The organism is Thioalkalivibrio sp. ALJ24 (genome assembly GCF_000377785.1).
Lineage (GTDB): Bacteria > Pseudomonadota > Gammaproteobacteria > Ectothiorhodospirales > Ectothiorhodospiraceae > Thioalkalivibrio.
The window spans coordinates 359,512-385,478 of record NZ_KB898724.1 but is presented as its reverse complement, the minus strand read 5'-3'; the positions used below and the strand labels follow the sequence as shown (position 1 = coordinate 385,478).

Genomic DNA, 25,967 nt, shown 5'->3' with positions numbered 1-25,967 from the left:
CCATGGCCGAACCCGACCTCCTGTCATCCGCCCGCCGCGCCGTCTTCCTCGACGCGGCCACCGTGGACCGCGACGACCTCGACTTTGCCGTGCTGGATGGCGCCGTCCCCGGCTGGGTGCGCTGCGAGCGCACGCCGGCCGACCCCGAGGCCATCATCGAACGCCTGCGCGGGGCCGACATCGCCATCACCAACAAGGTCGTCCTCGACCACGAGGTGCTCACGCGCAGCCCGCACCTCCGACTGATCTGCGCGGCCGCCACCGGCTTCAACAACATCGACGTGGCGGCGGCGCGCGAGCTCGGCATCGCCGTGGCCAACGCGCGCGACTACGCCACCGACTCGGTAGCCCAGCACGTGATGGCGTTGCTGCTGACCCTGGTCACCCGGCTGGACGACTACCGTGCCGACATCCGCGCCGGGCGCTGGAGCGAGTCCGACCAGTTCTGCCTGCTCGACCACCCGATCCGCACCCTGTCGGGCATGCGCATGGGCATCGTCGGGCGCGGCGTCCTCGGGCAGGCCACCGCGCGCCTGGCCGAAGCCTTCGGCATGCAGGTGAGCTACGCCGCCAGCCTGCGCGACGACGCGGATCCCGCCGCCGATAACGGGCGCGTCCCCCTGCCGGCGCTGCTGGCGACCAGCGACGTGATCTCGCTGCACTGCCCGCTGACCGACGCCACCCGCAACCTGATCGACGAAGACGCCCTGGACCGCCTGGGGCCCGACGGCCTGCTGATCAACACCGCCCGCGGTGGCCTGGTGGAGCCACGGGCCCTGGCCCGGGCCCTGCGCGAAGGGCGCCTCGGGGGTGCCGGCATCGACGTGCTCGAGCCCGAACCGCCGCCGTCCGATCATCCCCTGCTCGCCGCCGACCTGCCGCGCCTGGTGCTGACCCCGCACACCGCCTGGGCCGCGCGCTCGGCGCGCCAGGCCGTGCTGGAGGAGATTGCCGCCAACATCCGCGCCTTCGCCGCCGGCGAGCCGCGCAACCGCGTGGACTGACCACGCACCGGGAGCCCGCATGGCCGCCAGCGACCTCACCCCCGAACAGCGCATCGCGCAGCTCGAAGAACGCCTCGCCTATCTGGAGTTCACCCAGGAGGAACAGGCCCGGGTGCAGGCCGAACTGCAGCAGGAGAACCGCGACCTGACCCGTCAGATCGAGTGGCTCCACGCCCGCCTGCGGGCGCTCGAGGCCGCCGACGGTGGCGGCAGCGGTGGTGGGCCGGATCTGCCCGAGCCGCCACCGCCGCATTACTGAAGCGGCCACCCACGATGCCGCTTGAACTGCGCCCGGTCCCGCAGGACGACCCGCGCGCCCGCGAACGCGCACGGGCCCTGCAGGAGCGCCTGGACGCCGCCGCTTATGCGCATGCGGGCCCCGCGGTGCTGGTTCTGGAAGTCGAGGCGGATTGCCTGTCACTGGTCCTGCCGGGCGGCAGGACCCCGCTGCGCCTGACCCCGGACTTCGTTCGCGGGCGACAGGGCTACCGCCACGCCCGCGCTAGCCACGAGACCCTGGTGCGCGCGGTCGGACGCATCGGCGACGATGCGCACGTGGTGGATGCCTCCGCCGGACTGGGACGCGACACCCTGCTGCTGGCCGCGCGGGGATGGCGGGTCAGCGCCTTCGAGCGCCACCCGGTGGTCGCCCTGCTGCTGGAGGATGCCCTGCAGCGCGCCGCGCAGGCGGGCGATCCGGCGCTGGCCGCCAGCGTCGCCCGCGTGCACCTGTTCCCGCAGGCGTTCACCGGCGACGCCCTGCCCGCGCCGGCCGACGCGGCGGTGTTCGACCCGATGTTCCCGCAGCGGCGCAAGAATGCCGCGGTCAAGAAGGACATGCAGGTCCTGCAGGCGCTGATGGACGACCCGGCAGAAGATGCCGAGGAGAATGACGCGGCCGCTACGTTGGTCGCGCTGATCCCCGCCACGCGCGGCCGCGTGGTGGTCAAGCGCCCCGCCGGTGCCAACCCCCTGCCCGGCGGCACACCGGTCTCGGCGATCGAAGGCCGCGCCGTTCGCTTCGATCTCTATCGCGGCACACGCGATGATCACGCCGAAGGCTCAAAAGGCGACACCGAGGATCAGCACCCCTGAAGCGCCCCTCTGTCCCCTGCGCGGCCGCCACGCCCGAAGAACCATCAGGACTCGCCGAGGATCAGGCGCTCCCCATCCCCGTGCATGCGGTATTCCGGGATCTCCAGGTTGCGTGCCCCGGGCTGGTCGCGGAACACCCGCCCGGCGGCGTCGTAACGTCCGCCGCGACAGCGATCCTCGAAGCCGCCGGGCCAGCCATCGGCGTCATCCGGATGCACCAGGTCCAGCTCGCAGCCCAGATCCGCGCTTTCGCCGTAGACCACCAGCCAGTCCGGCGCGAAACTGCGTTCGGGCAGCGCCAGCCCCTCCGGCTGACGCCCGCGGCGCGCCCGCGGGTCGCGCAGGGCCTCCGCCTCGATCGAATCCAGCGAGTCCAGCAGCTTCGCATCGCGATGCACCACCAGCACGTGACGGCCGTTCCAGCGCAGCCGCTTCACCTCGCCGGTTTCGATCGCCGTCAGATCCAGGGTACGCGGCTGCGGGGCCGAGCCGCCGGGCAGCGACACGAACTGCACGGAGAACGCCAGCGCCAGTGCGGCCACGCCGCCGAGCGCCATCAGTTTCAGCAGCACCCGCAACCGCAGGCGCCGCAGCGCGGTGCCCGGGTCCGGTTCACGCATCTCGACCACCGTCTCACCTCCGTCGGCCCCTTCACGGGCGGGGACCGTGGGCATACACTAGCGCCATGCCTACCTCCAATCGAGAATCCATCCGCAGCGACCGGCGCTACGTCGGTCTCGACAACGACCTCTACGGCGGCATGACGCCGATCGGCAACATCATCCGCGATGCCTGGGTGTTCGGCATCCTGCCGGAAGACCAGACCTGCGAGGGCTGGGAGATCGGCCAGATCCAGGCCCTGCAGAATCAGGTCAACGCCAAGTGGGACGAGTACGGCCTGCGCCCCTCGGCCCTGCCGGAAGACCTGCGCGAGCGCCACGAGCGCATCCACAACGAAGCGATCGAACGCGCCCGCGCGCAAGGCTGGGTACCCGGCCGCGACATCGACAGCGACATGGACGACAACGGCTGACGCCCATGGTCCGCACCCTGATCGTCATCGGGGCCGCGCTGGCCGCGATCGCCGTGGTGCTGGGGGCCTTCGGCGCCCACGCCCTGGAACAGCGCCTGTCCGAACGTGCCCTCAACACCTGGCACACCGGCGTGCAGTACCATTTCATCCACGCACTGGGACTGCTGCTGATCGCCGCGCTGTGGAGCCAGCTGGCCAGCGGCTGGGCCACCGCCGCCGCGGCCGCCTTCATCGCCGGGATCCTGCTGTTCGCCGGCAGCCTGTACGGGCTGGCGCTGGGCGCGCCCCGCGTGCTGGGTGCCGTCGCCCCGGTGGGCGGTACCCTGTTCATCCTCGGCTGGATCGCCGTGGCGATCGCCGCATGGCGCGCGGGTGGATAGGCAGGCCGCGCCCGCACTCCCTATAATCCGCCGCACAGACGTTCGCCCACCGCAGCCGGAGACCCCATGAGCCAGCCATCCTTCGCCGTGTTCGCCGAACAGACCCTGGACGACATCCACGCCCGCCTGAGCGACCATCCCGAACTGGCCGATCTCGACATCGATCTGATCGACGGCGTGCTGACGCTGGAGTTCGAGGACGGGGCGCAGATAATCCTCAACCGTCAGGAAGCGGCCGAGCAGATCTGGCTGTCCTCACCGGAAGGCCCGGCGCATTTCGGCTACGACGAGGCCGCCGGCCAGTGGCAGAATGACCGCACCGGCGAGTCCCTGGAAACCACCCTGGCCCGGGTGCTGGGCGGCAAGCTGGGCACGTCGATCGAACTCTGACCCGACGGCACGCCGTCCTCAGGAACCGTCCCGGTCCCCGCCCCGGGGCCCTTCCCCGGTTTCCCCGGTCGCACCGCGGCGGGCCGGTCCCGCGGACTCCTCGCCCGGGCCGCCCGAGTCGCCCGGCTTGCCACCGTCCCCGTCGATCGCCCGCAGGTGATTCTCCACCTCCGAGAGCACCGCGTGGGCGCCATCTTTCTCCAGCGCCAGATCCAGCGCCTTCAGCGGCTCCGCGGTCCCCGTCTCGCCGCGCAGTCCGGTGCGCGCCAGCCCCAGCGACACCAGCCGGAACTGGCGAAAGAACAGATACGCCAGCGTCGCCAGGATCAGCGCGACCCAGGGCTGCTCGTTGAACGCCATCCAGGCCGCCACACCATACGCCAGAAAGGTGATCACGAAGATCACCACGGCGACCTTGTGCGCGCGGGCCACGATCCGTTCGAAGACATCGCGGTGCTCGCCTATGAAATCCTGCTCGAAGTGCATGATGCGTCCGTAGTCAGCGCTGGGCGCGCCAGCGCTCGAAGGTGTCGAAATCCTCGTAGCCGCGAGTCAGCACGTATTCCATCACGTTGCGCACGCGGTTGAGATGGGCGACCGAGTCCAGGCGGATGATCTCCTGCCCCTGCTCGTCGAAGAACACCATACTGGGTGCCCAGTGGATGTCCAGATCCCGGGACCACCGGTCTGCCGTGGTCTCGCGGCCATCGGGGGTGACCACCGGTGTCTCGTCGTCGCCCATGTCCAGCTGCACCGCGTCCATCAACGAGATCTGCTCCAGCACCTGCCGGTTCTGCAGCGGCTCGGAATGCAGGATGTCGCAGGCGTGGCAGGCCTCGCGCTCGAAGAACACCACCAGGGGCCGCTCGCCCGCCTCCCGGGTGCGATCCAGGTCGTGCGGCGGCGGATCGAAGAAATCCCGCTGGTTGATGTCCTCGAGATCGAACTTGGGCGGCGGATCGGCGCGGTCCAGGTACTCGCGGAAGCTCTCCTCCCGGTCGTGCCGGTCGATCACGTACTCCAGCAGGGCGCGAAAGCGGTAAGGGGGATAATAGCCGCGCATCGCATGGATGCCCTCGCCATCGACGTCGAAAAACGCCAGCGACGGCGTGAAGTTCAGCCCCAGGCTGCGCGCCCATTCCTTTTCTTCCAGGGTCTCACCCTCCAGGGTGGTCACCTCGCGATTCCCCAGCACGTCGATCGCGATCACGTCGAAGTGCGCGGACAGATAGGAACGGATGTCGTCCTGACTGAAGTTCTCCTCGAACAGCGCCTCGCAGTAGGGGCAGTCATCCATGCCGAAATACACCGCCAGTCCCTTGCGCCCGCGCTCGCGCGCCAGCTCCAGATCCTCCTCGAGATCGAGAAAGCTCGGCTGGAACCAGTCGGGCGTACCCAGGCCGATCCGGCGCGGGGTGTCGTCGAACTGCAGGCCCTCGGTTTCGCGGGCTTCCGGCACCGGCTCGTCCGCCAGCACCGGCGAACCGGCCGCCCACCACACCAGCGCGAGCATGAGCACGGCGCTCCACGCCGCAAGCCGCCGCCCCGAACGCCTGTCGCTACCGGATCCCGTTTTCCCCAACACGCCAACCTCCTTGCGGACCGCTGCGTCACTGGACAGGCGTGGCAGACCGGCCTGCCGCGGGGCTCCACCTGATTTTCCGGCCCCTCGACATCATTGGACGCTGCGAGGCACCCGATTACTCCCCCGACGCCACGCAATCGGCCGCACATTCGGCCAGGGGGCTGGCGGCCTACGGGGTCGTCGGGGGGGCGATCACCTCGGTGCCACCCAGCCACGGGCGCAGGCGCTCGGGGATGCGCACGGAACCATCGGCCTGCTGATGATTCTCCAGCAACGCCACCAGCGCGCGACCCACCGCCACGCCGGAACCGTTCAGGGTATGCAGCAGCTCCGGGCGCTCGCCCGCCTTCGGGCGGTAACGTGCCTGCATGCGCCGCGCCTGGAACGCCTCGAAGTTCGAGCAGGAGGAGATCTCGCGATACGCCTGCTGGCCCGGCAGCCAGACCTCCAGATCGTAGGTACGCGCGGCGGCGAAGCCCATGTCCCCGGCCGACAGCAGCATCACCCGGTAGGGGATCTCCAGCGCCTGCAGGACTTTCTCGGCATCGCCCAGCAGCCCTTCCAGCGCCGCGTCGGAGTCCTCCGGACGGACCACCTGGACCAGCTCCACCTTCTCGAACTGGTGCTGGCGGATCAGGCCGCGTACGTCGCGGCCGTAGCTGCCCGCCTCCGAGCGGAAACAGGGCGTGTGCGCCACCATCTTCAGCGGCAGCTCCTCCGCCTCCAGGATCTGCCCGCGCACCAGGTTGGTCAGCGGGACCTCGGCGGTGGGGATCAGCCGGAATTTCTGCTCGCAGTCGACCGAGAACAGGTCCTCGTCGAACTTGGGCAGCTGACCGGTGCCCTCCAGCGTCTCGGGGTTGGCCAGATAGGGGACGTAGGTCTCCTCGTAGCCATGTTCGCGGGTATGCAGGTCCAGCATGAACTGCGTCAGCGCGCGGTGCAGCCGCGCGATCTCCCCGCGCATCACCACAAAGCGCGCCCCGGCCACCCGGACAGCGCCTTCGAAATCCAGGCGCGCACCCGGCTCGCCCAGCTGGATATGGTCACGGCAGTCGAAATCGAACTGCGTGGGTTCGCCCCAGCGGCGCACTTCCTCGTTGGAGGCCTCGTCCAGGCCGTCCGGCACGCCCGCCTGCGGCAGGTTGGGGATGTGCAGCAGCAGCTCGTGCAGATCGGCCTGGATGCCTTCCAGTTCGTCCTCGCAGCCCTTCAGCTCGTCGCCGATGCGCGAGACCTCGGCCTTCAGCGGCTCGATGTCCTCGCCCCGCGATTTCGCCTGCCCGATCGCCTTCGAGCGCGTGTTGCGCTCCGCCTGCAGCTCCTGGGTACGCACCTGCAGCTCCTTGCGGCGCGCTTCCAGCTGCTCGAAGCGGTCACGCTCCATGGTAAAACCGCGCCGCGCCAGCGCGGCCTCGGTGGCGTCCAGATCCTGACGCAGACTGCGGATATCCAGCATGGGTGAGCCGTCGACCAGTAGTGGGAAGGCGCGCAGTTTAAGCCAAACGCCCCGTCCCGTGCAGGCCGACACCCATTGGCCGTGCGCAGGCTACGGGTTACGGATGAACCCCATCCCTTCCAGCTTGAGCAGGATGCGGTGGGCCGCCTCGTCCGGGCTCATCTCGCGGGTGTCGATCCGAAGCTCCGGGTGCTCCGGCTCTTCGTACGGGTCGTCGATGCCGGTGAACTCCTTGATCAGGCCGGCGCGCGCCTTGGCGTACAGGCCCTTGCGGTCGCGCTGCTCGCAGGTCTCCAGCGGGGTCGCCACGTGGATCTCCAGGAACCCGCCCGCGTCCTCCACGCGCTCGCGCACGCGCCGGCGCATGTCGGTGTACGGGGCGATGGGCGCGCAGATCGCCACGCCGCCGTTCTTGGTGATCTCGCTGGCTACAAAGCCGATGCGCTGCACGTTGATGTCGCGGTGCTCGCGCGAGAAGCCCAGCTCGCTGGAAAGCTCCTTGCGCACGATGTCGCCGTCCAGCAGCGTGACGGCACGCCCGCCCAGCTCCATCAGCTTGACCCGCAACGCGTTGGCGATGGTCGACTTGCCCGAACCCGAGAGCCCGGTGAAGAACACCGTGAAGCCCTGCTGATGGCGCGGCGGGAAACTGCGGCGCAGCTCGGCCACCACCTCCGGGTAGGAGAACCACTCGGGGATGTCCAGCCCCTCGCGCAGGCGGCGACGGAACTCGGTGCCGGAGAGGTTCAGCGTCTCCTCGTCCTCGCGCACCTCGTCGGCCGGCACGTACTCGGCGCGGTCCTCGACGAAGCTCATGGCCTGGAACGGCACCATCTCGATGCCGATCTCGTCGGCGTGCTGCTGGATCAGTTCCTGGGCGTCGTACGGGCCGTAGAAGTCCTCGCCGTCGGAGCCAGGCCCGGGGCCGGCGTGGTCGCGGCCTACGATGAAGTGGGTGCAGCCGTAGTTGCGGCGGATGATGGCGTGCCACAGCGCCTCGCGCGGGCCGCCCATGCGCATCGCCAGCGGCAGCAGGCTGAGCTGGGTGGTCTGCTCCGGCGCCTGGCGCAGCACGTGCTCGTAGCAGCGCACGCGCACGTAGTGGTCCACGTCGCCGGGCCGGGTCATGCCCACCACCGGGTGGATCAGCAGGTTGGCCTCGGTCTGGCGGGCGGCCAGCCGGGTCAGTTCGACGTGGGCGCGGTGCATCGGGTTGCGGGTCTGGAAAGCGACGATGCGGTTCCAGCCCAGCTTGCGGAAGTACTCGCGCAGCTCCGCCGGGCTGTAACGGTAGTTACGAAAGTCGTAATGCACCGGGGACTCGACCCCGTGCAGCGTGCCCCCCAGGTACACCGCCCCGGCGCGGTTCATCAGATAGTTGACCGCCGGATGCGCGACGTCGGTGGTGGCGAACACCTGCTGCGCCTCGCGCGCCTTGTCCGGCGTCCAGCGGTCCTCCACGTCCATCACCGCGATCAGCACGCCCTCGGCATCGCGCAACGCGATGCGCGTGCCCGGCGCCGCCTGCTCGGCGAACGCCTCGCTCACATCCAGGGTGATCGGCATCGGCCAGAGCTGGCCGTCCGCCAGGCGCATGTTGTCCAGCACACCGTCGTAGTCGGCCTGGCGCATGAAGCCCGTCAGCGGCGAAAAACCGCCGTTCAGCAGCAGTTCCGCATCGCAGATCTGACGCTCGGTCAGATCCCAGCTGGGCATCTCCTGCGCCTGCTCCTTGAGCTCGCGCGCGGTGGCTTCATCAACATAACGGTCGCAAAGCGTCCCGCCGTAGGGGGCGATCAGTTCCATGACAGCATTCGTTCCGATTGATCAGGGATTGGGTACGTACAGGCAACGGATGGTACCGGTTCCGTCCGGCTGCGTCTCGCCGCAGCCCGCCCGTGGGACCCTGCTCGCAGGCGAACAGCCCCTACCGCAGAATCAACGCATCACCGCTGGACTCGACCTCCACCCGATCGAGGAAAGTCTGCCCCATCACCGCGCGGGGAATGTGATCGTCCGGCACGATCACCGCGCTCACGCCACTGCGGCGGATGCTACCCACCCGCACCTCGTCCAGCGTGACCCGGCGCGCGTCCACGCGCCCCCGGTCGGTCCGCAGGTGCACGGTACTCCCGGCGTCGGCATCCACTCCGGCGCGTTCGGCGTCGCGCTCGCGCAGCATCACCGACTCGGCCTCCCGATCGACCTCCATGGTGATCGCCCGGCCGTTCACACCCACCGTGGCGGTGAGCCGCCCACGCGAGTCGGGATGGACGCTCACCCCGGGGCCGGACGCACTTTCTTCTCCGCTGCGCGACCCGCCAGCCGTACGGCTCCCGGCCGCCCCGCCCCGCTCCAGCCAGAGTGTCTCGCCCTCATGCTCCACCTGCACCCGCCCGCTGCCGGTCTGCAGCAGCCGCAGCCCGCCCGGCCCGGCCTCGCCCTCGTTGACCAGCGCCCGCTCGCCGTCCACTGAGATCACCGCCTGTCCGTCGAATACGGCATGCACCTCAACATCGGCCGAGACCACCCCGGGAAACCCGAAGATGGCCGCCAGAAACACGCTGTAGATAATTTGTTTCTTCAAGGGATACCTGCCGACGATCAACCTTTCCCGGTGTCAGTCCGTTCACCCACAAGCACGCCGCCGCTTGAACCGGATTATTCCCCTGCACACCCGCCCCCACAAGGATCCGATGGCAGAGGGGTTCGTATGCTCCGCGCCACCTACCCGTATCCGCAGCGGTCACTCGCGCATCGACACCCCAGCCGAATCCGACCTCTGCAGTCGGACATAACCACGCCCTGACCAAGGGCGTCACCCGGGTGACAAATATGGTCACCCCAAGTGACGCCTAGTGTCACTCCGGAACTTCGGCCACCGGCGCGAACAGTCCACGGGACCAGCCCGAGCCCCACGAACACGCGCCCGATCCCTGGCCCGCCCGCACCCGCAACACGCGGCGAAGGCCCGCCATAACGCCAAAAGCCACTCCTCCTACACCGCCGGAAAGCCCCCCAAAGCACGGCTCCTCGGCCTCTTTGTCACGACTTGCGGTGGATTTGGCACCCCACTTGCAACCACCAGGACAGCTGCCCTCTTGGCAGCCGAGCTTCGGCTCCATCCCCCTCCAAAAAACAAGGAGTAGCACCATGCAGAACATCAGGAAATCCGCCCAGCAGGGCTTCACACTGATCGAACTGATGATCGTGGTCGCGATCATCGGCATCCTGGCCGCCATCGCGCTGCCGGCTTATCAGGATTACACGGCTCGGGCACAGGCTTCTGAGGGCTTCTCGGCCACTGCAGGCCTTCGGGCCGACATCGCCGATTACTTCTCACAGGAAGGCTCTCTTGATGACGTAGAGAACGACGACGCGATCTCGACCACCGCCGGCGACCTCTCCGGGCAATACATCGGCACCGTATCGGTGGGTTCAGACGGGGAGATCACTATTCCTTTCGACTCCGGAGCCCTCTCTGATGAAGACGACCTGATTCTTACTCCCGTTGTCGACGGCCGTCAGATCACGGGCTGGGATTGCGAGGGACCGTCTGAAAACCTCCTCCCTCGCGCTTGCCAATAATTGAACCTGCCCCTCTGCCCCTGGCCTTGTGCCGGGGGCTTTCATTCAAAATCCCATGGTTTTCGCAGCCTTTCCAAGAAAGACTCGAGTACTCTGTTAGCCGGATAACCATCCAAAGGCATTTCGGTCGCTCGACACTTCACCTGCAGCCTGACTTGTAATCTTGTGCGCTAATTCACGCTCGAACAATCATTTCAAAACGGTGCATACAATGAGCTACAAGAAACAGCCAGGTTTCACTCTAATCGAACTCATGATCGTAGTCGCGATCATTGGGATTCTTGCGGCTATCGCATTACCTGCCTATCAGAACTACACGACTCGCGCCCAAGCCTCCGAGGCGATCACCGTATCCGCTGACTTGCGCTCTTCTATAGCGGCGTTCTATAACGAAAATCAGTCCTATCCAGAGGGAGGCGAGATTTCCACGATCTACGATGGAACCCTGGAAGGGCGCTACGTGGATCAGGTCGAGCTCGACGCCGGGGGAATCATAACCATCACCTTCGGATCAGGGAATCTTGACGGTGAAACGGTCGTGCTCTCGCCAAAAGAAGGTACTGCCCAAATAAGTGGCTGGGATTGCACTGATGGCACAGTCGACGGCCAGTATCTTCCTCGAGCGTGTCAATAGCCCATCGCTAAGACACAAGTCGGGCGGCCGCCACTCATCCCGGATTCACTTGGCAGATCCTGACTCTTACATCGAAAAAGGCTATTCGGTCCAACAACTCCACCGTTCAACAGACGGATCAAGCCCATACTCGGTTTGAACTTCGACCGCCTCCAGCGACGGCTCGACCGTGCCATCCGACCAATAAGCCTCGCTCAAGCAGACCTGCGTCGACCGGTGTCCCTAACATCATTTGCCCTTTGCCCCAATTGAGATACCAGATATAACCCCTACATAGTTTTTTCACGGGACGGCTGGGTGTGTGCCAATCCGGTGCCACGGATTATTCACCGCCCTCGATGATGGCGGAGATGTGTTCGACCTGACGGTGCAGCAGGTGGCGGTCGCCGCGGGTCTCGACATTGAGCCGCAGAAGGGGTTCGGTGTTGGAACCGCGCAGGTTGTAGCGCCATTCGGGGAATTCGACGCTGATGCCGTCAGTGCGGTCGATGTGGCCGGACTGTGCGTCGGTGGCGACCATCACGCGGTGGATGACGTCCATCATGTTGTCCACGCGGAAGTTGATCTCGCCGCTGCAGGGGAAGCGCTCCATGCGTTCACGCACCATCTCGCGCAGGGACTGCTCGCGCCGCCCCATCAGCTCGACCACCCGCAGCCAGGGCAGCATGCCGGAGTCGCAGTAGTAGAAGTCGCGAAAGAAGTGATGGGCGCTCATTTCGCCGCCGTACACGGCGTTCTCGCGGCGCATGGTCTCCTTCATGAACGCGTGGCCGGCCTTGCTCTGCACGGGCACGCCGCCGGCGCCCTCGACCATCTCGATGGTGTTCCAGGTCAGGCGCGGATCGTGCACCACGCGGGTCCCCTGCCCGCCGCCCGGCTGGGCGCGCAGGCTGGCCTCGGCCAGCAGGCCGACCATGTAGTAGCCTTCGACGAATTCGCCATGCGAGTCGAAGAAGAAGCAGCGGTCGAAGTCGCCGTCCCAGGCCAGGCCGAGATCGCCGCCGAAGGAAAGCACCGCGTCGCCGGTGTAGCGACGGTTCTCCTCCAGCATGGGGTTGGGGATGCCGTTGGGGAAGTTGCCGTCCGGCTCCGCGTTCTCGCGGATCAGCTCCACCGGCAGGTGGGCGTCCAGTTCGTCCAGCACCGGCCCGGCCCCGCCGTTGCCGGGGTTCACCAGCAGGTTGAGCGGCGGCATCACCTCGGGGTCCACCAGGCTCAGCAGGTGGCGGATGTAGGCCTCGCGGTGGTACAGGCGGCCGGTACGCCCGCGCACCCGCGGGCTGAAGCCGCCGTTCTCGGCTCGCCAGCGGATCGCCTCCAGCCCGGTGTCCGCGCTCACCGGCCGCGCGCCCTCGCGCACGATCTTGAGCCCGTTGTAGTCCATGGGGTTGTGGCTGGCGGTGACCATGATCCCCGCCCCGGCGCGGTAGTAGGCGGTGGCGAAGTACACCTCCTCGGTGCCGCACAGGCCGATGTCGGCCACGTCGCAGCCCCCGGCCGAGAGCCCGTCGATCACCGCTGCCGCCAGCGCCGGGCTGGTCAGGCGCACGTCGCGACCGACAATGGCCATCTGCGGCCCCAGTTCCTCGGCCACGGCCCGCGCGATGGTGTACGCCACCCGCTCGTTCAGCTCGTACGGGACCCGCCCGCGGATGTCGTACGCCTTGAAACAGTCCAGGTTCATGTCTCTCCTTTTCAGACTCGACGCCGCCCCCCGCAACGAGCCGCTTGACGAAGGCTACCGCCCGGGGCCGTCAGGTGGAAGGCCCGTGCGGGGCGGGCGGCGGCGTTGTTTTCTTGACGGTGCGGGTGATTTGGCCGGAAACTATCGGGCTTTCCAATGATGAGGGTTTGCCCCGATGAGCCAGTCCGAAGTGAAGACCGAGGAGAAGAAACAGCATTTTGACGACATCTACGTCGCCGAGACGCCGGTGCCGTTCAAGGAGCGCATCATCGATGCGCTGGATTACATCTCCGACGACTTCAACCGGCAGACCTTCGACCGGCTCATCCTGCCGTGGGCGGAGCAGCAGGCCGCCAAGGGCCGCACCCTCAACTACGTCGACCTGGCCTGCTGCTTCGGCAACACCACCATGGCCGCCGTGCACAACATGACCGTGGACGAGATCCGCGAGAACTGGGCTTCGGAAACGGTCTGCAACACCATCAGCAAGCCGCGCCGCCTGCCGATGCACACCACCGGCATCGACATCTCCGAAAACGCCCTGGCCTACGGTCAGCGCGCCGGCCTGTTCGACGAGACCCATGCGGCCGACCTGAACAACCCCGCCCCTGAGACCCGCGACGCCATCGAGAAGTCGCTGGAAGAAGCGGACATCCTGCTGTCTACCGCGTCGCTGGTGTATCTGGATCCGCCGGCCATCGCGTCGCTGCTGGATGCGTTCCGCCGCGGCGAGGGCGAGGGCTACCTGCTGGTGAACTTCCTCAACCCCTTCGCGCTGGAGAAGGCCGACGAGACCAAGCGCATGCTGCTGGACCGCTTCGAGTTCGTCGGCAGCACCGCCAGCCGTCACCGCCGCATGTCCGAGCTGGAGCAGGAAAACTATCCGGGCGAGGAGTGGGCGCTGCTGGAGATCTGGGTCCTGCGCCGCAAGGCCTGATACCCGGCCTCGCGCCCCGGCTCACCGGGGCGCAGGCTTTTGGCGCCCGGCCTCCAGGAGGACGACCCGGTCGCGCCCGCCCTCCTTGGCCTGATACATCGCCTGATCGACACGCCGCGTGACGTCGCGCGGCGTGTCGCCCGGCTGCCGCTCGGCCACCCCGAAGCTGGCGGTCACTCTCGGCGCATTCGGCACCTCCATCTCCGCGATGACCAGGCGCAGCTTCTCCGCCGCCGCAGCGGCTCCCGCACCGTCGGTCTCCGGCAGCAAGATCAGGAATTCCTCCCCGCCCCAGCGTCCGAGCAGGTCCTGTTCGCGCAGCTGTGCGTTCACCGTGCGGGCCACTGCCTTGAGCACCTCGTCGCCGGTATCGTGGCCGTAGCGGTCGTTCACGGCCTTGAAGTGGTCGACGTCGAACATGATCACGGCCATCGGCCGCTGATAACGTTCGCAGCGGTCCATCTCCGCCTCCAGGCGATTGCCCAGGGTCAGGCGGTTGGCCAGCCCCGTCAGCCAGTCGGTCTCGGCCAGACGCCGGATCTCGCCCTCCATCTGCACGCGCTCGGTGACGTCCTTGCCGAAGGCCACGAAATGCGTGATCTCGCCACAGTCGTCGCGCACCGGGGTGATGGTCTGTTCCAGGTGAACCTTCTCGCCGTCCGGCCGCCGGTTCACGAACTCGCCGCGGAAGCCTTCGCCCCGGCGCAGCCGTTCCCACATCGCCGCGAAGAAGTCGTCGTCGTGCTCCTCGGACTTGAACAGTGCCGGGGTCGCGCCGATCACGTGCTCGGCGTCAAACCCGCTGAGCTCGATGAAGGCGGTGTTGGCGAACACGATCACGCCCTCGGGATCGGTGATCAGCACCGGGTCCCCGGACGCCTCCAGCGCGGCGGACAGCAGCCGCAGCTGAGCCTCGCGACGGCGTTCCTCGGTCACGTCGCGCTGCACCGACACGTAATGGGTAATGCTCGGGCTGTCTGCCGGCACCCGCACCGGCGAGATGTGCCAGCGCACGCTGTAGGGCTCGCCGCCCTTGCGGTAGTTGATGGTCTCGGCGTCGAAACCCTCGCCGCGCTCCAGGGTCACCCGCAGGTCGTCCAGCACCGCGCGCGAGGTCTTCGGCCCCTGCAGGATGCGCGGGGTGAGTCCCAGGACCTCGTCCCGACGATAACCGGTCATCTGCTCGAAGCCCCGGTTCACATAGACGATGCGCGGTCCGGCGTCGAGGTCCGCATCGGTGATCAGCACGCTGTGCGCGGTGTCCTCGATCGCGGCTTCGAGCAGTTCCATCCGCGCCAGTCCCTGCGGGATATCCGGGAGATCGGAGGACGTCACGGGGTTCAGACCTCGTCCAGCATGCCGAGGATCGAGCCCACGATGTCGCTGGTGGTGACGATCCCCTCCAGCCGGTTGCCCTCCAGCACCACCAGGCGGCGCACGTCGAGGTTGACCATCAGCCGCGCCACGTATTTGACGTCCATCTCCGCGGGCACGGTGATCACCGGCTTGGCGGCCACGTCATACACGTTGGCCAGGTCGATGTCGCCCTCCTCGGCCACGATGGTCTTGAGGATGGTGGTGTAGGTGATGATGCCGTAAGCATCGTGCGGATGCTGCTTGTCCACCACCAGCGAGCGCACGTCGTTGTCGCGCATCAGCTGCATGGCCTCGCGCAGCGGGGCCAGCGGGGCCACGGTGATGACTTTCTCGGTCAGGATGTCGCGAACCAGCATGAAGTCTCCCTCCGGTCGGAGTTGGGGTCAGATATCGTCCTTGACCTGTTCCTCGAAGCGGTCGATCTGCCGCCGGTCGATGCCCGCCAGATGCGAGATGTCGGTGATGAAGGCCACGCCGCGCGGATCCTGGTCCAGCCCCAGCTCGCGGAACAGCGACTTGAGCACCCGGAGCGCCAGGCGCTTTTCGAGGATCCACAGGAGCACCGACTGGCTGCCCTCGTAGGTCATGCCGAGGAAGGTCTTGCGCGCCTCCGCGCCGATGCCGCGCGCGTCCATGATGGTCACGCCGGCGGCACCGGCCTCGCGCGCCGCATCCACGGCCTTCTGTTCCAGTTCGTCGGGCAGCACCGCCACCAGGGCCGAGAATCTCATGCCGTGTCCCTCCTGTCCTTGCGGATCAAGCGTTCATAAAGATCGACCACGATGGCATAGAGCATCACGGTCACGATGGGGAAGATGGACGCGAAGGCGATCAGGCCGAAACCGTCGATCAGCACATTGCGCCCTTCCAGATGCGTGGCCAGACCGATCCCCAGCGCGGTGACCAGCGGTACCGTGACCTCCGAAGTGGTCACCCCGCCCAGATCGAACGCCAGCGCCACGATGTCCTTGGGCGCGAGGATGGTCAGCACGATCACCAGCACGTAGCCGGCCATGATGTACAGGTGGATGGAATCCCCGCTGAGGATGCGGTGCACCCCGATGGTGATGCCCACGGCCACCCCCAGCGCCACCAGGATGCGGATCGCGCTGCCCTTGAGCGAGCCCTTGGCCGCCTCCTCCGCCTTCTGTCCGATCGCGATCAGCGCGGGTTCCGCCATGGTGGTCGCAAAGCCGATCGCAAACGCGAACAGGTACACCCACACGAACTGGTCGTTGGCGATCAGCTGCTCCGCCATGCTCTCGCCGATCGGGAACAGCCCCATCTTGAGCCCGACCACGAAGGCATACAGGCCGAACACCACCAGCGCGAAGCCGAAGATGACCCGCGGCAGATACGGGATGTGCTTGCGCAGCACGAAATACTGGAACACCACGATCACGCCGATGATGGGCGCGACGTCGCGCAGCATCAGCAGCAGGTCCATGCCCATGGCCCGCAGCCAGTGGGCCTCGTCGGTGCCCGGGAGATCGGTATCCGCGTCCATGGCCGCATCCTCGCCGGCACCCGGCGCGGGGCCGTCGATGTCGGCGCCGGCGAACACCACGATCCCGTAGAGCTGCACGGTGATCATCGGCACCATCACCGCCAGCGCCACCAGGCCGAAGCCGTCGCGCAGCGGGTTGCGCCCGGCCAGTGATGCGGCCAGTCCCAGCCCCAGCGCGGCCACCAGCGGCACGGTCACGATGTTGGTGGTGACGCCGCCGGAGTCGTAGGCCAGGCCCACGATCTCCTCGGGCGCGAAGAAGGTGACCAGCACCACCAGCACATAGCCGGTGAGGATGTACCAGTGCAGCGGGTGGCCCAGCACCGTGCGCAGGATGCCCAGCGCCACCACCGCACCCACCGACAGCGCCACGATCAGGCGCAGGATGAAGCCCTGGATGTGCCCCTCGGAGATGACCTCGGCCTGTTCCGCCACCGCGATCAGCGCCGGCTCCGCGATCACCGTGGCAAAGCCCAGGGTAAAGCCGAAGGCCATCAGCAGGATCAGCGAGCCGCGCCGCGCCAGCGCGTTGGAGAGGTTCTTGCCGATGGGGAAGATCCCCATCTCCAGGCCCTGCAGGAACAGCGCCACGCCGAAGACCACGATCACCAGACCGATGGCCATGGACAGCACGCCCTCGGGCACGGACTGCAGCACGAACATCTGGAACACCGCGACCACGATCACGATGGGGGCCAGGTTGCGGGCGGCGTGGCCGAGGGTGTGGAGGAAGTTCATGCGCGCATTCCCGTCTGCACTCGCCGCAGAGCATACACGACCCGCCCCCGGTACAGGCCATGCAAGGGCGAACGGATCGAATCGCGATGCCTGTGGTCACAGCTACATGGACTCGCTCGCACACCCCTTCCGCGCCGTGGTGATCGGCGCCACCGGCGGCCTCGGCCGCGCCTTCGTCACCCACCTGGAGAACGACCCGAACTGCGCGCAGGTCGTGGCGCTGGGTCGCTCCACCGACCCGCCGCTGGAGCTCACCGACGAGCACAGCATCCGCCACGCGGCCGCGTGGCTGGCGGAGCAGGCGTCCGAGTGGGACCTGATCATCGACGCCACCGGGGTGCTCACCATCGACGGCCACCGGCCGGAGAAGCGTCTGCGCGAGCTGGATCCGGCGGTGATGATGCAGGCCTTCGCGGTCAATGCCATCGGCCCGGCGCTGATCTTCAAGCACTTCGCGGGGCTGCTGCCGAAGGACCGCAAGGCGGTACTGGCGACGCTGTCGGCGCGCGTGGGCTCCATCGCCGACAACTACTCCGGCGGCTGGCTCAGCTATCGCGCCTCCAAGGCCGCGCTCAACCAGATTGTGCGCACCACCGCGCTGGAGATGCGCTTCAGCCACCGCCGCGCGGTGGTGGCGGCGCTGCAGCCGGGCACGGTGGAAACCCCGCTATCGGAGCCGTACCGCGCCCGCGCCCCCGAGGTGCTGACGCCGGAACGCGCGACCGGCGCGCTGCTGGAGGTGCTGGACACCCTAGGTCCCGAGGATTCGGGCGGGCTGTTCGACTTCGAGCACCAGCGCCTGCCGTACTGATCGGGCCCGGGCCCGCGGCCGGGGAGTTCAGTCTGCCAGCGAGCGCCAGGGCCCCGGCACCGGCCACAGCCCGCGCGCCACCGGCTCGCCGTCGTCCTGCAGCAGGTAGCTCTCCTGCGCGCGGTGTCGCAGCGCGCCCGCCAGTGCACGCCGCTCCCCGGCCGAGTCGGCCGCGATCGCGGTGATGCCGGTCTCCGGTACGGTCCAGGCCAGAGCCCCGACATCGGATTCGGCATCGGGCAGGTCGTCCGTGTCCGCATGCGCCTCCTGCGGGCGTGTTGGCAGTCCGCGTTCGCCCAGCCATTCCGCGACGGCCGCGCGCGAACCCAGCAGCACCCGCGGGGCATCGGTCCCGGCCCCGGAATCAGAATCGGGATCGGGATCCGGTTCGGCCGGCTCCGGCACCCGACCCAGCCACGGGGCCAGTTCCGCCGGTGCGGCGCCGTCCGGGGCGATCACGCGGGTCGCGGGATCCAGCTGCGCCTCGCGCAGGATGCGCGGATATTCATCCGCGCCCAGCTGCCGGAATACCCGCCAGTCGGGGTCCACGGCGATACGCGCCGGCCGCGCGTCGGTGGCCAATTCCAGCTCCAGATCGGTCGCAGCCTCCTCCAGATCCACCCAGTGCGTCTCCCGGCCCTCATCCTCCGCGAACTCGACCACCAGCGGCACGCGCACCCGCCAGGGATGATCGGCATCGGCCTGTGCCAGACGCGCGGTCACATGCCAGGCGTCGGCGTCCTCGCGCGCGGCCGGGTTCTCCAGCGCCAGGCGCGGCGCACCGACCCGCCCGATCCACTGTTCGAAGAACGGTTCCAGATCGTCTTCCGTCGCCGCGTCCACCGCCGCGATCAGATCCGGCCAGGCGGCTTCCCGATAACGATATTCGGCGTAGAAATCGGCCAGCCCGGCGTGGAGCGTCTCCTCGCCGATGCGGTCCTCCAGCATCCGCCACAGCATCGCCCCGCGGTGATACCCGGCGATGCGGTCGGCCCCGGCATTGCCGCCGACGAACTCGCCATGCGGGTAGTCCTCGTCTTCCGGCAGGGCGGCGTAGTCACGCAGCCACTGGCCCCGCTCCTCGCGCGCCTCGCCGCGTTCTTCGGCGAACCGGTAGTCGGCCATGAAGGTGGTCAGGCCCTCGGTCCAGTTGCCCTGGCGGCGATCCGCGTACACCCCGGTGCCCCACCAGTTGTGCAGGACCTCGTGGCCCAGCGAGGTGTGCGGGATGAACGGCAGCGGGATGACCCGTTCACCCAGCAGGGTGAACCCGGAGAAGGCCAGCCCCACCGGCGCGGGGCTGGCCGCCACGGTGAAGCTGTCGAAGGCATACGGCCCGAGCAGGTCGCTGAAGCGCTCGAGGTATTCCACCGTCTTCTCGCGGTAGGTCGCGCCGAACGCGCCCTCCAGCTCCGCCGGGAACAGGGTGCGCACCGCCACGCCATCGGCGGTCTCGCTGCGTCCCTTCTCCCAGGGACCGCTGGCCAGCGCCAGCGCGCGCCCGCCCGGGTGATCGAACACCGTGCGGCGCATGCCGTCATCGTCTGCGTCCGAGGAGCGCCACGAGCCCGAAGCCACGACCCGGTGCCCGTCCGCCACCCGTACTTCCAGGCGCACCGGTGCCGGCTCGGCTTCCGGCTGCCGCGGGTACCAGTCCCCGCCGGCCGGGAGGAACCCGCCGCCCTCGCCGAGAAAGCCGTTCCCCTGACGGGCATCCTCCGGCGCCGGCAGCCGCGCGCCGTACTCGATGACCAGTGGCGGGTCGTCGGCCCCGCCATCCACGCCCAGTTCCACATCCAGGTATCCGGCGTCGTCGCGTTCGTGGTTCAGCGCGTGGCCGCCCCGCTCCACCGTGTCCACCCGCAGGCCGGGGGCCAGGCGCAGGCGCAGCACCCCGTCGGCCTCGTCGAGCATCGTGGCCGGCAGGCTCAGGCGCCCCTCCAGGCGCTGGTCGGCGGGGAACAGGTCGATCGCCAGCTCGGGCGCGGCCGGTTCATCGGCAAACGCCGGCGCGGCCCAGCCCGCCAGCGGCACGATCAGCAGGGTGGCGAAGCCGCCCGCCGCGCCGCGCGATGCGGGCACGCGCCGCCTTTGAATCGGACGCCGCATCAGTGTCCCTCCGGCGCGCCCGGCATGTCGCCCGGGCTCTCCTGCCACGGGAAGCGCGCGATCACCTCCTCGCGCTCCCCGTTGCGTTCCAGCATCACCGGCAGCCAGGTGCCCGGGGTCACGCCCTGCACGATGCGTTGCAGATCGGCGGGCTCCTCGACCGCGCGGCCGCCGGCCTCCACCAGGCGGTCTCCGGTCTCGATCCCCGCCGCCCCGGCCACCGAATCGGGCATCACGCCGCGGATCTCCACCCCGTCGCCGCGCTCCGCGCGCTCCATCTGCACGCCCAGCATCGGGGTCAGCGGCTGAAAACGCTCGCCGCCACGCACCCCGAACACCGCACGTGCCAGGTCGGGGTCGTCGCCCGTACACGCCCCGTCGGTCTCGCGCGGCAGCAGCACCGGAGTGTCGTCCACGCCCAGGTCCGCCAGCTGATGTGGCACGCCGTGGCCGTATTCGAGATGGCCGGAACCGATGATCCCGACCACCAGCGGCGGCTCGTCACCGCCCGCCTCGATCACGTCGGCGATCGCCGCGGCCATCATCCGGTCCCAGGCCAGCTGGGTGCCGATGAACGCATCGCTGCCCCCCGGCGCGGCCGGATGACGCTCCAGTACCTCCTCGAGGTATTCGCGATAGGCCTCGGCGGGTTCGGCCGGAGCGGAGACCCCGTCGCGCTCGTCGGCGGGCACGCTCTCCCAGCCCTCGTGCCCCAGGCGGCGCACCAGGTCGCGCTCGGCGTTCAGCGCCACCAGCGGGACGTCGTGCACCCGCGCGAAGTGCAGGATCGGCCAGTACAGCCGCGGGTTGAAGCCCCAGTGCTCGTACCAGTCGCTTTCCTGCAGGAACTGTTCCTCGTTCAGTTCGCCCGCCACCCAGTCATCCAGCACCGGCTGTGCCGAGCGCGGCAGCATCTCCAGACCGATCACCATGTCCGGGCGCTGGCCGTGCAGCGCGGCCAGGGTGCCGACCTGCCAGCGATGGTGGTCCATGCGGTTGTGGGTCTCGCCCAGCAGCACCGCATCGGCGCCGGCCAGTTCGGCGAACAGCGCCGCGGCATCCACGTCCCCGCCCTCCGGCGTGGCCCACTGTCCGGGCTGCACGCAATCAGCGGCGGCCGGGCCGGCGGTCGCAAACAGGGAAACGGTCAGGATCGCACGCGCGATCCGGCGCAGGGAACCGGACGGGCGAATGCAGGGCACGCGCGGGGCGTGACGCGGGACAACGGACATCGGTCTTCTCCTTTCGGAGGCGGGATGCAGATTCGGACCGGGCCACGGCACGGGTGTTCCCGGCCGCATCGCGGCGCGCACATTCTCGAACGTGCACACTGGTCGGCGTTTCCCTAAGCTTATGGCATGTCGCAAGCAACGCCACCCCCCTCCGACGCATCACCTGCCGGGGCGCGCGAGCGCCTGAGCGCCACCCTGGGACTGCTGCGCTCGCTGGTGATCTACCGGCGCCCCGGGCGCCAGCGGGCCCTGCGGCAGCTGTACCGCCCGTTCATCGGCCGCGACGACCTGGTGTTCGACATCGGTGCCCACATGGGCGATCGCACGCGCGCATTCGCACGGCTGGGCGGCCGGGTGATCGCGGTGGAACCCCAGCCGGTGCTGCGCCGCTGGCTGGAACGCAGTACCGGCCGGCTGCGCAACGTCACCGTGCGCGGCGAGGCGGTGGGTGCTCAGCCCGGCACCGCCACCCTGCACATCAGCCACCGCACGCCCACGGTCTCCACGCTGTCGCCGCGCTGGACCGACGAGCTGCCGCGGCGCAACGACGGCTTTCGCCACGTGCGCTGGGAGGACCGGGTCGAGGTGCCGGTGATCACCCTGGACGACCTGATCGCCGAGTACGGCCTGCCGGCCTTCTGCAAGATCGACGCCGAAGGCTTTGAACTCGAGGTGCTGTCCGGGCTGTCGCGGCCGATCCCGGCGGTGTCGCTGGAGTTCGTGGCCGGGGCGCTGGATATCGCGATCGCCGGGATGGATCGCCTGGCGGAGCTGGGCGACTACGAGTTCAACGTGATCTCCGGTGAACAGCGCGAGTACCGCTTTGCGCGCTGGCAGGACCGCCGGCGGGTACGGATGTGGCTGGAGGCCCACGCCTCCGATTACGGATCGGGCGACCTCTACGCCCGCCTGCCCGATGCCCGGCGCTGACGCAGCCCGCGCCCTGCCCCGCTGGCAGGACCTCACCCACACCGAGGCCGCCGATCTGGCCGGCCGCGACCCGGTGGCGGTACTGCCGCTGGCGGCCATCGAGCAGCACGGGCCGCACTTGCCGCTGGACACCGATCTGCGCATCGGCGAGGGCCTGCTGCAGGCCGCCGCGGACCGGCTGCCCGAGGACTTCCCGCTGCTCGTGCTGCCGCCGCTGACGATCCTCGCGAGCCCCGAACATGCCCGCTTCGCCGGCACCCTGAGCCTGACGCCGGAGACCGCCCTCCGCGTACTGATGGAAACCGGCCATGCCGTGGCCGGTGCGGGCGTGCGCCGCCTGGTGCTGCACAACAGCCACGGGGGTAACCGCGCGGTGGCCGACACTGCCGCACTCGAACTGCGCCAGCGCCACCGCATGCTGGTTGTGCGCCATCATTACTTTCTCCAGGACCCGCCGGCGCAGGCCGGCATCCCGGCCGCCGAACAACGCCACGGCCTGCATGGCGGCCAGATCGAGACCGCGATGATGCAGTACCTGGCCCCGCAGCAGGTGCGCGACGCCGAGGCCCGCCACGCGGCTTCGCTGGGCGAGGAAATGGAGGCCACACTGGAGGTGCTGCGCCCGGAGGGCCCGGCGGGCTTTGCGTGGCTGGCCGGGGATCTCAACTCCGCGGGCTCCACCGGGGATGCGCGGGCCGCCACCGCCGATCAGGGACGCCGGCTGGTCGAACACTACGCCGCCTTTCTCGCGTCCACATTGCGTGATGCCCGTGCGTTTCCCCTGGACCGCCTCGCCTGAACCGGGGCAATCGACCTGCCGAAGTCGACGGGCTACCATCCGGGTATGAGCGCCATCCCCGACCCGCAGTCCGGGCACATATCCTCTCCGCCCACGGGCGCGGAAAGTCACGCCGGCCTGGCCGCCGTGATCGAGACCCTGCGCGAGCAGCTGCCGCCGGAGGCGCTGATCGTCGAGGAAAGCGAGCGCCGCGCGTATGAATGCGACGGTCTCTCGGCCTTTCGCGAGGTCCCCGGCGCGGTCGCCCTGCCGGCCAGCATGGAACAGCTCCAGCTGTGCCTGAAGGCCTGTCGCGAACACGGCGTGCCGGTGGTGCCGCGCGGCGCGGGCACCGGTCTGTCCGGGGGCGCGCTGCCCAGCGCCGAGGGCCTGCTGCTGTCGATGGCGCGCTTCAACCGCATCCTCGAGATCGACGCCGACAACCGTTGCGCGGTGGTCCAGCCGGGCGTGCGCAACCTCGCGATCTCCGAGGCCGCCGCCCCGGCCGGTCTGTACTACGCCCCCGACCCCTCGTCGCAGATCGCCTGCTCCATCGGCGGCAACGTGGCCGAGAACGCCGGCGGGGTGCACTGCCTGAAATACGGCCTCACGGTCCACAACGTGACCGGGCTGGAGTTCGTGACCCTGGACGGTGAAGTCATCCGCGTCGGCGGCAGGACCCTCGACACCGAGGGCCTGGACCTGCTGGCCTTCCTGATCGGTTCCGAGGGCATGCTGGGGATCGTCACCGAGGTCACCGTGCGCCTGCTGCCGCGCCCGGAGCGCACCCAGGTACTGATGGCGAGCTTCGACGACGTGGAGACCGCCGGCGCCGCGGTGGCCGGCATCATCGCCGCCGGGCTGATCCCCGCGGGCCTGGAGATGATGGACAACGCCGCGATCCGCGCCGCCGAGGACTTCGTCCATGCCGGCTATCCGGTGGATGCCGCGGCCATCCTGCTGTGCGAGCTGGACGGCAGTAACAGCGAGGTCTCCGAGAGCGTGATGTTCGTGCGCGAGAAGCTGCTGGGGCTGGGCGCCCGCGAGGTCCGCACCGCGCAGGACGACGCTGAGCGCGCGCGCTTCTGGGCCGGGCGCAAGGCCGCCTTCCCCGCCGCCGGCCGTATCTCGCCCGACTACTACTGCATGGACGGCACCATCCCGCGCCACCAGCTCGGGCACGTGCTCGAGCGCATCGACCAGCTGTCCGCCGAACACGGCCTGGGCGTGTGCAACGTGTTCCACGCCGGGGACGGCAATCTGCACCCGCTGATCCTCTACGACGCCAGCCAGCCGGGGCAGACCGAGACCGCCGAGGAGTTTGGCGAAGCGATCCTGGAGCTGTGCGTGGCAGTGGGCGGCACGGTAACCGGCGAGCATGGCGTGGGGGTGGAAAAGTTGGACGGCATGTGCGTGCAGTTCGCCTCCGACGAGCTGGAGCAGTTCCATGCCCTGCGCCGCGCGTTCGACCCCCGCGGCCTGCTGAACCCCGGCAAGGCGGTGCCCACGCTGGCACGCTGCGCCGAATTCGGCCGCCAGCACGTGCGCTCGGCGCAGCCGCCCGCCCCTGATATCCCGCGTTTCTGAACCCGTTGCCCCGCCCGCGAGGTCACCCCGGCATGGACGCTCCCCACCACGATCACCCCGCCCCCGCCGATCCGTTTTCCGGCGCGGTGCAGTCCCTGCTGGAGGCGCTTTATGCGCTGGTGCCGATGGATACCTGGCTGTTCACGCGGGTCAATGGCAACGACTGGATCATGCTGCGCGTGCTCGACCACGGCAGCGGCACCCGGCCCGGCACCGTCCTCCCGTGGGAGGAGTCCTGCTGCATCCACATGACCCGCGGTGAAGCCCCGTCCATCGCACCGGACGCGCGCGCGATCCCGGTCTACCGCGATGCCCCCGTCAACCGGCGGCTCCCGGTGGGGGCCTACGTGGGCTTTCCCCTGTACGGACCCGACGGCAGCCTGTTCGGCACCCTGTGCGGGGTACACCCCGAGCCGATGGACACGCAGATCCGCGAGCAGCAGGCGGCCCTGGAGGCCCTGACCCGCACTGCCGGCCACCTGCTGGCCATGCAGCGGGAGAACGACATCCTCGATCGCCAGCGCCAGACCGAGGCCCTGCTGCCCAGCATCGACCCGGTGACCGGCCTTCTCAACCGGCGCGGCTGGGACATCGCCGTGGACGGCGAGGAGACCCGCTGCCGGCGCAACGGCCAGCCCTGCGCCATGGTCCTCGCGGAGATCACCGACCTCGACAGCCTCAACCGCAACCACGGGATCAACAACGGCGACCGCGTCCTCGCCGCCCTGGGGCAGATACTGCAGGGCCTGCTGAACCCCGGCGACCGCGGCGCGCGCGTGGCCGGCAACCGGCTTGCCGTCCTCCTGGTGGACACCGGCCCCGAGGCCCTGGAACGCCGCCACGACGAGATCCGGGCCGCCCTGCGCGAACATCATCCCGCGATCGATACCGGCCGCGCCCTGCGCGACCCCGGCGACGGCCTGCAGCGCACCCTGCACCTCGCCGAACGCGACATCCTGCGCCAGCGCCACACCCGCTGACCCGATCCAGTCGGGCCGCGTCCGCGGCGCAGGGTTCCGTCCCGCAGTCGCATCCCGGTGGCCATGATCCGGCCGGACAGCGGCTGTGGCCGCGGAACGATTGGTTTACCATTCGGGTCTGGTCGCCAT

At 68.9% G+C, this 25,967-nt stretch carries 27 protein-coding genes; 14 read left to right on the top strand and 13 right to left on the bottom strand.

Features of this window, described 5'->3' with window-relative positions; genetic code table 11:
- Positions 1-2 precede the first annotated feature (2 nt).
- The 3 genes from D571_RS0101825 to D571_RS0101815 are packed head-to-tail and all read left to right on the top strand — an operon-like array spanning position 3 to position 2,099.
- Positions 3-1,004, top strand: coding sequence for a D-2-hydroxyacid dehydrogenase (locus D571_RS0101825; RefSeq protein ID WP_018934973.1), 1,002 nt, complete (start codon positions 3-5; stop codon positions 1,002-1,004).
- A gap of 19 nt (positions 1,005-1,023) precedes the next feature.
- Complete coding sequence (locus D571_RS0101820; protein WP_018934972.1) at positions 1,024-1,263, top strand: SlyX family protein; 240 nt, start codon at positions 1,024-1,026, stop codon at positions 1,261-1,263.
- A 14-nt stretch (positions 1,264-1,277) separates the two neighbouring features.
- Positions 1,278-2,099, top strand: coding sequence for a class I SAM-dependent methyltransferase (locus D571_RS0101815; protein WP_018934971.1), 822 nt, complete (start codon positions 1,278-1,280; stop codon positions 2,097-2,099).
- Positions 2,100-2,143: 44 nt separating this feature from the next.
- Here the strand turns inward: D571_RS0101815 and D571_RS0101810 are convergent, their stop codons facing one another.
- Complete coding sequence (locus D571_RS0101810) at positions 2,144-2,719, bottom strand: ubiquinol-cytochrome c reductase iron-sulfur subunit (RefSeq protein WP_026287505.1); 576 nt, start codon at positions 2,717-2,719, stop codon at positions 2,144-2,146.
- A gap of 65 nt (positions 2,720-2,784) precedes the next feature.
- On the opposite strand from D571_RS0101810, the gene D571_RS0101805 reads away from it, so the two are divergent.
- From D571_RS0101805 to cyaY, 3 genes are all read left to right on the top strand, one after another.
- On the top strand, positions 2,785-3,132 hold the full coding sequence (locus tag D571_RS0101805; protein WP_018934969.1) for a hypothetical protein: 348 nt from the start codon (positions 2,785-2,787) through the stop codon (positions 3,130-3,132).
- A gap of 5 nt (positions 3,133-3,137) precedes the next feature.
- Complete coding sequence (locus tag D571_RS0101800; protein WP_018934968.1) at positions 3,138-3,512, top strand: DUF423 domain-containing protein; 375 nt, start codon at positions 3,138-3,140, stop codon at positions 3,510-3,512.
- 66 nt (positions 3,513-3,578) lie between these two features.
- Positions 3,579-3,902, top strand: a complete 324-nt coding sequence (gene cyaY, locus D571_RS0101795; RefSeq protein WP_018934967.1) for an iron donor protein CyaY — start codon at positions 3,579-3,581, stop codon at positions 3,900-3,902.
- 18 nt (positions 3,903-3,920) lie between these two features.
- Here cyaY and D571_RS0101790 read toward each other — a convergent pair whose 3' ends face one another.
- From D571_RS0101790 to D571_RS0101770, 5 genes are all read right to left on the bottom strand, one after another.
- Positions 3,921-4,388, bottom strand: coding sequence for a hypothetical protein (locus D571_RS0101790; RefSeq protein WP_018934966.1), 468 nt, complete (start codon positions 4,386-4,388; stop codon positions 3,921-3,923).
- A gap of 13 nt (positions 4,389-4,401) precedes the next feature.
- Positions 4,402-5,415 carry a thioredoxin fold domain-containing protein gene (locus D571_RS0101785; RefSeq protein ID WP_018934965.1) on the bottom strand — a complete coding sequence of 338 codons (1,014 nt, stop codon included), beginning with the start codon at positions 5,413-5,415 and terminating at the stop codon, positions 4,402-4,404.
- A gap of 241 nt (positions 5,416-5,656) precedes the next feature.
- A complete protein-coding gene (gene serS, locus D571_RS0101780) occupies positions 5,657-6,946 on the bottom strand; it encodes a serine--tRNA ligase (RefSeq protein ID WP_018934964.1) in 1,290 nt (429 codons plus the stop codon).
- 90 nt (positions 6,947-7,036) lie between these two features.
- Positions 7,037-8,752 (bottom strand): bifunctional sulfate adenylyltransferase/adenylylsulfate kinase, encoded by a 1,716-nt coding sequence (locus D571_RS0101775; RefSeq protein ID WP_018934963.1) that lies wholly within the window; start codon positions 8,750-8,752, stop codon positions 7,037-7,039.
- Between the two features lie 121 nt (positions 8,753-8,873).
- Positions 8,874-9,533, bottom strand: coding sequence for a TIGR02281 family clan AA aspartic protease (locus D571_RS0101770; protein ID WP_018934962.1), 660 nt, complete (start codon positions 9,531-9,533; stop codon positions 8,874-8,876).
- Positions 9,534-10,099: 566 nt separating this feature from the next.
- Between D571_RS0101770 and D571_RS0101765 the strand changes: the two genes are divergently transcribed.
- Positions 10,100-10,534, top strand: coding sequence for a pilin (locus D571_RS0101765; protein ID WP_018934961.1), 435 nt, complete (start codon positions 10,100-10,102; stop codon positions 10,532-10,534).
- A 211-nt stretch (positions 10,535-10,745) separates the two neighbouring features.
- A complete protein-coding gene (locus D571_RS13995; RefSeq protein WP_026287503.1) occupies positions 10,746-11,168 on the top strand; it encodes a pilin in 423 nt (140 codons plus the stop codon).
- Positions 11,169-11,490: 322 nt separating this feature from the next.
- Here the strand turns inward: D571_RS13995 and D571_RS0101755 are convergent, their stop codons facing one another.
- Complete coding sequence (locus D571_RS0101755) at positions 11,491-12,852, bottom strand: phosphomannomutase/phosphoglucomutase (protein ID WP_018934960.1); 1,362 nt, start codon at positions 12,850-12,852, stop codon at positions 11,491-11,493.
- A 175-nt stretch (positions 12,853-13,027) separates the two neighbouring features.
- Between D571_RS0101755 and D571_RS0101750 the strand changes: the two genes are divergently transcribed.
- Positions 13,028-13,789, top strand: coding sequence for a class I SAM-dependent methyltransferase (locus D571_RS0101750; protein WP_020610687.1), 762 nt, complete (start codon positions 13,028-13,030; stop codon positions 13,787-13,789).
- Between the two features lie 21 nt (positions 13,790-13,810).
- On the opposite strand, the gene D571_RS0101745 is transcribed toward D571_RS0101750, so the two are convergent.
- From D571_RS0101745 to D571_RS0101730, 4 genes are read right to left on the bottom strand one after another with little or no spacing between them, the layout of a single operon-like run.
- Positions 13,811-15,079: a diguanylate cyclase gene (locus D571_RS0101745; protein ID WP_018934959.1), complete on the bottom strand. Its 1,269-nt coding sequence runs from the start codon at positions 15,077-15,079 to the stop codon at positions 13,811-13,813.
- A gap of 50 nt (positions 15,080-15,129) precedes the next feature.
- The gene (locus tag D571_RS0101740) at positions 15,130-15,522 is read right to left on the bottom strand and encodes a CBS domain-containing protein (RefSeq protein ID WP_018934958.1); all 393 of its coding nucleotides are present in this window, start codon (positions 15,520-15,522) and stop codon (positions 15,130-15,132) included.
- A gap of 27 nt (positions 15,523-15,549) precedes the next feature.
- The gene (locus D571_RS0101735; protein WP_018934957.1) at positions 15,550-15,897 is read right to left on the bottom strand and encodes a hypothetical protein; all 348 of its coding nucleotides are present in this window, start codon (positions 15,895-15,897) and stop codon (positions 15,550-15,552) included.
- Positions 15,894-17,411 (bottom strand): DUF1538 domain-containing protein, encoded by a 1,518-nt coding sequence (locus D571_RS0101730; protein ID WP_018934956.1) that lies wholly within the window; start codon positions 17,409-17,411, stop codon positions 15,894-15,896. The genes D571_RS0101735 and D571_RS0101730 overlap by 4 nt, the downstream gene beginning before the upstream one ends.
- 106 nt (positions 17,412-17,517) lie before the next feature.
- On the opposite strand from D571_RS0101730, the gene D571_RS0101725 reads away from it, so the two are divergent.
- Positions 17,518-18,222 (top strand): SDR family NAD(P)-dependent oxidoreductase, encoded by a 705-nt coding sequence (locus tag D571_RS0101725; protein WP_018934955.1) that lies wholly within the window; start codon positions 17,518-17,520, stop codon positions 18,220-18,222.
- A gap of 27 nt (positions 18,223-18,249) precedes the next feature.
- Here the strand turns inward: D571_RS0101725 and D571_RS0101720 are convergent, their stop codons facing one another.
- Positions 18,250-20,331, bottom strand: coding sequence for a M1 family metallopeptidase (locus D571_RS0101720; protein WP_018934954.1), 2,082 nt, complete (start codon positions 20,329-20,331; stop codon positions 18,250-18,252).
- Complete coding sequence (locus D571_RS0101715) at positions 20,331-21,395, bottom strand: ChaN family lipoprotein (RefSeq protein WP_026287500.1); 1,065 nt, start codon at positions 21,393-21,395, stop codon at positions 20,331-20,333. The genes D571_RS0101720 and D571_RS0101715 overlap by 1 nt, the downstream gene beginning before the upstream one ends.
- Before the next feature lie 294 nt (positions 21,396-21,689).
- Between D571_RS0101715 and D571_RS0101710 the strand changes: the two genes are divergently transcribed.
- From D571_RS0101710 to D571_RS0101695, 4 genes are read left to right on the top strand one after another with little or no spacing between them, the layout of a single operon-like run.
- Positions 21,690-22,493, top strand: a complete 804-nt coding sequence (locus D571_RS0101710; protein ID WP_026287499.1) for an FkbM family methyltransferase — start codon at positions 21,690-21,692, stop codon at positions 22,491-22,493.
- Positions 22,480-23,292, top strand: coding sequence for a creatininase family protein (locus D571_RS0101705; RefSeq protein WP_018934951.1), 813 nt, complete (start codon positions 22,480-22,482; stop codon positions 23,290-23,292). Before D571_RS0101710 ends, D571_RS0101705 begins: the two co-directional genes overlap by 14 nt.
- 45 nt (positions 23,293-23,337) lie before the next feature.
- Complete coding sequence (locus tag D571_RS0101700) at positions 23,338-24,858, top strand: FAD-linked oxidase C-terminal domain-containing protein (RefSeq protein WP_018934950.1); 1,521 nt, start codon at positions 23,338-23,340, stop codon at positions 24,856-24,858.
- Between the two features lie 32 nt (positions 24,859-24,890).
- Positions 24,891-25,838, top strand: a complete 948-nt coding sequence (locus D571_RS0101695) for a GGDEF domain-containing protein (protein ID WP_018934949.1) — start codon at positions 24,891-24,893, stop codon at positions 25,836-25,838.
- Positions 25,839-25,967: the final 129 nt, after the last annotated feature.

Bases quoted from the DNA above. Each gene is read 5' to 3' on its own strand.
- D571_RS0101825 (WP_018934973.1), top strand. From the start codon at position 3: ATGGCCGAACCCGACCTCCTGTCATCCGCCCGCCGCGCCGTCTTCCTC.
- D571_RS0101820 (WP_018934972.1), top strand. From the start codon at position 1,024: ATGGCCGCCAGCGACCTCACCCCCGAACAGCGCATCGCGCAGCTCGAA.
- D571_RS0101815 (WP_018934971.1), top strand. From the start codon at position 1,278: ATGCCGCTTGAACTGCGCCCGGTCCCGCAGGACGACCCGCGCGCCCGC.
- D571_RS0101810 (WP_026287505.1), bottom strand. From the start codon at position 2,719: ATGCGTGAACCGGACCCGGGCACCGCGCTGCGGCGCCTGCGGTTGCGG.
- D571_RS0101805 (WP_018934969.1), top strand. From the start codon at position 2,785: ATGCCTACCTCCAATCGAGAATCCATCCGCAGCGACCGGCGCTACGTC.
- D571_RS0101800 (WP_018934968.1), top strand. From the start codon at position 3,138: ATGGTCCGCACCCTGATCGTCATCGGGGCCGCGCTGGCCGCGATCGCC.
- cyaY (WP_018934967.1), top strand. From the start codon at position 3,579: ATGAGCCAGCCATCCTTCGCCGTGTTCGCCGAACAGACCCTGGACGAC.
- D571_RS0101790 (WP_018934966.1), bottom strand. From the start codon at position 4,388: ATGCACTTCGAGCAGGATTTCATAGGCGAGCACCGCGATGTCTTCGAA.
- D571_RS0101785 (WP_018934965.1), bottom strand. From the start codon at position 5,415: ATGCTCGCGCTGGTGTGGTGGGCGGCCGGTTCGCCGGTGCTGGCGGAC.
- serS (WP_018934964.1), bottom strand. From the start codon at position 6,946: ATGCTGGATATCCGCAGTCTGCGTCAGGATCTGGACGCCACCGAGGCC.
- D571_RS0101775 (WP_018934963.1), bottom strand. From the start codon at position 8,752: ATGGAACTGATCGCCCCCTACGGCGGGACGCTTTGCGACCGTTATGTT.
- D571_RS0101765 (WP_018934961.1), top strand. From the start codon at position 10,100: ATGCAGAACATCAGGAAATCCGCCCAGCAGGGCTTCACACTGATCGAA.
- D571_RS13995 (WP_026287503.1), top strand. From the start codon at position 10,746: ATGAGCTACAAGAAACAGCCAGGTTTCACTCTAATCGAACTCATGATC.
- D571_RS0101755 (WP_018934960.1), bottom strand. From the start codon at position 12,852: ATGAACCTGGACTGTTTCAAGGCGTACGACATCCGCGGGCGGGTCCCG.
- D571_RS0101750 (WP_020610687.1), top strand. From the start codon at position 13,028: ATGAGCCAGTCCGAAGTGAAGACCGAGGAGAAGAAACAGCATTTTGAC.
- D571_RS0101745 (WP_018934959.1), bottom strand. From the start codon at position 15,079: ATGGAACTGCTCGAAGCCGCGATCGAGGACACCGCGCACAGCGTGCTG.
- D571_RS0101740 (WP_018934958.1), bottom strand. From the start codon at position 15,522: ATGCTGGTTCGCGACATCCTGACCGAGAAAGTCATCACCGTGGCCCCG.
- D571_RS0101735 (WP_018934957.1), bottom strand. From the start codon at position 15,897: ATGAGATTCTCGGCCCTGGTGGCGGTGCTGCCCGACGAACTGGAACAG.
- D571_RS0101730 (WP_018934956.1), bottom strand. From the start codon at position 17,411: ATGAACTTCCTCCACACCCTCGGCCACGCCGCCCGCAACCTGGCCCCC.
- D571_RS0101725 (WP_018934955.1), top strand. From the start codon at position 17,518: ATGGACTCGCTCGCACACCCCTTCCGCGCCGTGGTGATCGGCGCCACC.
- D571_RS0101720 (WP_018934954.1), bottom strand. From the start codon at position 20,331: ATGCGGCGTCCGATTCAAAGGCGGCGCGTGCCCGCATCGCGCGGCGCG.
- D571_RS0101710 (WP_026287499.1), top strand. From the start codon at position 21,690: ATGTCGCAAGCAACGCCACCCCCCTCCGACGCATCACCTGCCGGGGCG.
- D571_RS0101705 (WP_018934951.1), top strand. From the start codon at position 22,480: ATGCCCGGCGCTGACGCAGCCCGCGCCCTGCCCCGCTGGCAGGACCTC.
- D571_RS0101700 (WP_018934950.1), top strand. From the start codon at position 23,338: ATGAGCGCCATCCCCGACCCGCAGTCCGGGCACATATCCTCTCCGCCC.
- D571_RS0101695 (WP_018934949.1), top strand. From the start codon at position 24,891: ATGGACGCTCCCCACCACGATCACCCCGCCCCCGCCGATCCGTTTTCC.